4 protein-coding genes and 1 pseudogene are annotated in these 4,226 nt (G+C 30.1%); 4 read left to right on the top strand and 1 reads right to left on the bottom strand.

Going from position 1 to position 4,226, the window contains the following annotated elements:
- The first annotated feature begins 274 nt into the window (after nucleotides 1–274).
- Both galK and B8T70_RS23130 read left to right on the top strand, forming a co-directional pair.
- Complete coding sequence (gene galK / locus B8T70_RS23135) at nucleotides 275–1,441, top strand: galactokinase (RefSeq protein ID WP_086896395.1); 1,167 nt, start codon at nucleotides 275–277, stop codon at nucleotides 1,439–1,441.
- Between the two features lie 6 nt (nucleotides 1,442–1,447).
- Entirely contained in the window at nucleotides 1,448–2,500 is a 1,053-nt protein-coding gene (locus B8T70_RS23130) for a UDP-glucose--hexose-1-phosphate uridylyltransferase (RefSeq protein WP_086896394.1), read from the top strand.
- A 217-nt stretch (nucleotides 2,501–2,717) separates the two neighbouring features.
- On the opposite strand, the gene B8T70_RS24045 is transcribed toward B8T70_RS23130, so the two are convergent.
- On the bottom strand, nucleotides 2,718–2,855 hold the full coding sequence (locus B8T70_RS24045) for a hypothetical protein (protein WP_165572125.1): 138 nt from the start codon (nucleotides 2,853–2,855) through the stop codon (nucleotides 2,718–2,720).
- A gap of 376 nt (nucleotides 2,856–3,231) precedes the next feature.
- Here B8T70_RS24045 and gldL point away from each other — a divergent pair, with 376 nt between their 5' ends.
- Both gldL and B8T70_RS23120 read left to right on the top strand, forming a co-directional pair.
- Entirely contained in the window at nucleotides 3,232–3,885 is a 654-nt protein-coding gene (gldL, locus tag B8T70_RS23125) for a gliding motility protein GldL (RefSeq protein WP_086896393.1), read from the top strand.
- 48 nt (nucleotides 3,886–3,933) lie between these two features.
- Nucleotides 3,934–4,226 (top strand): annotated as a pseudogene (locus B8T70_RS23120) (gliding motility protein GldM); the annotation flags it as partial.

Raw genomic sequence — 4,226 nt, 5'->3', positions numbered from 1 at the left:
TGGGAGTTGAAGATGATATATTCTAAAAAAATATTATAGAATATTATTTTGATAAAGTTGCAATTTTTGAGGATTTCATTTTTATATTCTCAAAACCAGTAGGGACTAGTAGGATTGTTTTGTGTAAGTATTTATTTTTGGTTTTCTATTAATTGTAAATAATTTAATGAAATTAGTTTTTCTTTATCTTATGAGTTTCTTTTAATTGAATTTTAATTGAATTTTAAAAGTTTAAATAAATTAACCCATCAACCATATTAATTAGTAAATAATAATGAATGATATTTTAATCCAAAATACAACCCATTTTTTTAAAGAAAAATTTGGTAACCAACCACAAAAAGTAGTCCTCTCTCCAGGAAGAATTAATATTATAGGTGAACATATAGATTATAATGATGGTTATGTTTTACCAGCAGCTATAGATAAAATTATTTGTTTTGCTTTTGAGAAGAGTAATTCAAAAAAATCAAAAATTTATGCAATAGATTTAAATGACGAATTTGAAGTTGATTTAACAAAAGAGATTCAGTTAAGTAATGTTGTATGGACAAATTATATTCTTGGAGTTATAAAACAACTTCAGGATAATGGTTTTTCTTTTGAAGGATTTAATTGCGTTTTTAGCAGTAATATTCCCGTTGGTTCAGGTTTATCATCTTCGGCAGCGTTAGAATGTGGGATGATTTTTGGAATTGCAGCATTGTTTAATCTTACTATTAATAAAGTAGATATTGCCTTATTAGGACAAAAGGCCGAACATTGGGTTGGGATTAATTGCGGTATAATGGATCAGTTTTCCAGCGTACATGGACAAGAAAATAAAGTAATCAAATTAGATTGCAAAACGTTGGAATTTGAATATCACGATGCTAATTTTAGTGATTATGTTTTGGTTTTATTTGATAGTAATGTAAAACATTCATTATTTACATCTGAATATAATACGCGTCGCAAAGAATGTGGGGAAGGTTTATCGATAATTAAAAATCATTTTCCTGAAATAAAAAGTTTTAGAGATTGTACAGAAGATCAGTTATTAAGCATTCAGGATAAAATGAATGCAATAGTTTTTAAAAGAGTGCACTATGTTGTAAAAGAAATTAATCGTGTTGCACAGGCTTGTAACGCTCTTGATAAAGGCAACATTGAGCTTTTAGGACAATTGCTTTTTGATACTCATGATGGTTTGTCTAATGAATATGAAGTGAGTTGTCCAGAACTAGATATGCTTGTTGCTACTGCAAAAGATGATGATTCTATAATAGGTTCTCGATTGATGGGAGGCGGTTTTGGAGGCTGCACCATTAATTTAATTAAAAAAGGAGAAGAAAATGAAGTAAAAAATAAGTTTTCGTCCCTTTATTTAGATATATTTGGGATTGAATTAAAATTTTACGACGTAAAAATAGCAAATGGAACATCACTTTACAACTTATAAAATTAAATGAGAAATTTTAATATTAGCGAAGACCCACACAGACGTTATAATCCATTACTTAACGAATGGGTTTTAGTTTCACCTCATAGAGCAAAACGCCCGTGGCAAGGACAAAATGAGTTAGTTATTACCGAACCTTTACCTAAATATGACCCAACTTGCTATTTGTGTCCAGATAATGTAAGGGCAAACGGAATGAATAATCCTAAATACGAAGGAAGCTTTGTTTTCGAAAATGATTTTGCTGCCATGAAGCAGGATGAAATCATTTATGAAGAAGATATTAAATACACTTTTTTTCTGGCTAAACCAGAAAGAGGAATCTCAAGAGTAGTTTGTTTTTCGCCAAGACATGACCTTACATTACCAGAAATGGAAGTAAAGGATATTGAAAATATTGTAAAAACATGGCAAAAAGAATATACAGATTTAGGTGCAATTAAATATATAAATCACGTTCAGATTTTTGAAAATAAAGGAAGCGTTATGGGATGTAGCAATCCGCATCCTCATGGACAAATTTGGGCACAATCATCCTTGCCAACTCAGGTTGAAAAAACACAAAATAGTTTAAAAAATTATTTTGATAAATATAAGGCTACTCTTTTACAAGATTACCTTCAAGCTGAATTAAAAAAGGATGAACGTATCGTTATAGAAAATGATCACTTTGTAGCTTTGGTTCCGTTTTGGGCAATATGGCCTTATGAAACGATGATTATAAGCAAAAGACATTTTGGAAGAATTACTGATTTTACTGAAGAAGAAGCAACTGCTTTCGCTAAAATTTTAAAACAGTTGACAACAAAATACGATAATCTTTTTAAGACATCTTTTCCATACTCATCAGGTATTCATCAGGCTCCAACAGATGGTAATGCACATCTGGAATGGCATTTCCATATGCATTTTTATCCACCTTTATTGCGATCAGCATCGGTTAAGAAATTTATGGTAGGTTACGAAATGTTAGGTGAGTCTCAAAGAGATATTACTCCAGAGAAAAGTGCTGCAACTTTAAGAGAGCAGTCGGATATACATTATAAACTAGAATCATAAATTTTAAAGTTGTTTTTTTGTCTTATTATATGTTTTTAAAAACGTTTTGAGGCAGAATTACTTCTAGAATAAGGAGATATTTGCTTTAGATTTTTCATTTGTCTTACTCCATGAGACAAGTAATTTTTTAAATAAGTTCTTTTCAAGATTAAGGAAGCTTCGGCTTCCTTATTTTTTTTTAGAATACTTATTAGTTAATCCAACGTTGCCAGCTTGTTTATTTCAATTTTATAGGGCGTAATGTGGTTAGAACTTCTTCTACTTTATTAATTGCAAAATCAATATCATCTTGGGTTGTGTATTTTCCTATTGAAAATCGTATTGTCGATTGAGCCGTTTCATTATCTATTCCCATAGCTTTTAAGACATGACTTGTATTTCTGGAGTCGTATTATTTTAGCATTTATATGAAACTCAAATTCCTTTATTACATCCTTTTTGTCTAATATTCTTTTTTTAAAATATTTAAGGAGTTTGTTTGACAGATTATTTCTGTTAAAATTATAAAGCAACAAAGAAATGTCTTAATCTGTTTATTTAAAGGCTTTTGTTGTTTATAGGGGATAGTGATTTATAAAGACATTTGCATGTTTTTATTAGATAAAAAATCAGATCATTTTATATGGAAACTTAAGTAACAGAGAATTAAGATGATTAATTATTTAGCGCAAATTAAAAATAAAAACAAGTTCTTATTTAAAACCTAAAATAAAATTTAAAACAAAAAAATTATGGCATTATTAAGTAAAAAAGCAATGAATTTCGCTTATGGTATGGGAGCAGCAGTAGTAATTATTGGAGCTTTATTCAAAATTACTCACTTTGAAATCGGACCGTTAACAGGAACCTTGATGCTTTCAATCGGGCTAGTAACAGAAGCATTAATCTTTGCTCTTTCTGCTTTTGAACCAGTAGAAAAAGAATTGGATTGGACTATTGTATATCCAGAATTAGGAGATGGTAAAACTAGAAAGGAAACTAAAATGGCTAAAGTGGAGACTCCAACTGAAGCACAAGGGCTATTATCTCAAAAATTAGATGTTATGCTTAAAGAAGCTAAAATTGACGGTGAGTTAATGTCAAGCTTAGGTAACAGTATTAAGAATTTTGAATCTGCTGCTAAAGGAATTGCTCCAACTGTTGATTCAATTGCTTCTACTAAAAAATACAGCGATGAGTTATCTATTGCGGCTTCTCAAATGGAATCATTAAACAGTCTATATAAAGTTCAATTACAAAGTGCTTCTAGAAATGCAGAAGCTAATAAAGAAATCGCTGAAAACGCAACTAAACTAAAAGAGCAAATGCAATCTATGACTGCAAATATTGCTTCTTTAAACAATGTATATGGCGGTATGCTTTCGGCTATGGGTAACAAAGGATAATTAGTTAAAAAGCAATTATTATTAATACGAACTAATTATTTAGAAAATATGGCAGGAGGAAAATTAACCCCTAGACAGAAGATGATAAACCTTATGTATCTGGTTTTTATCGCAATGTTAGCAATGAATATGTCAAAAGAAGTATTGTCTGCTTTTGGCTTAATGAATGAGAAATTTGAAAGTGCCAATGCATCTTCAAATATGAGCAATGCACAAAAGTTAGCTTCATTAGATACTAAAGCAGAAGAGGCAAAAGGAGAATTTGCTCTGGCGGCTCAAACAGCTCATAAAGTGGAAGCTATATCTAAAGATTTTTACAATTATATAAATACATTAAAGAC

The sequence above is a fragment of the Flavobacterium sp. AJR genome, assembly GCF_002156885.1.
Lineage (GTDB): Bacteria > Bacteroidota > Bacteroidia > Flavobacteriales > Flavobacteriaceae > Flavobacterium.
Note: the sequence above shows the minus strand (reverse complement) of the source record. Positions and strands in the feature narration are given on the sequence as shown.

Coding starts and splice junctions, on each gene's coding strand:
- galK (WP_086896395.1), top strand. CDS start 275: ATGAATGATATTTTAATCCAAAATACAACCCATTTTTTTAAAGAAAAA.
- B8T70_RS23130 (WP_086896394.1), top strand. CDS start 1,448: ATGAGAAATTTTAATATTAGCGAAGACCCACACAGACGTTATAATCCA.
- gldL (WP_086896393.1), top strand. CDS start 3,232: ATGGCATTATTAAGTAAAAAAGCAATGAATTTCGCTTATGGTATGGGA.
- B8T70_RS24045 (WP_165572125.1), bottom strand. CDS start 2,855: ATGGGAATAGATAATGAAACGGCTCAATCGACAATACGATTTTCAATA.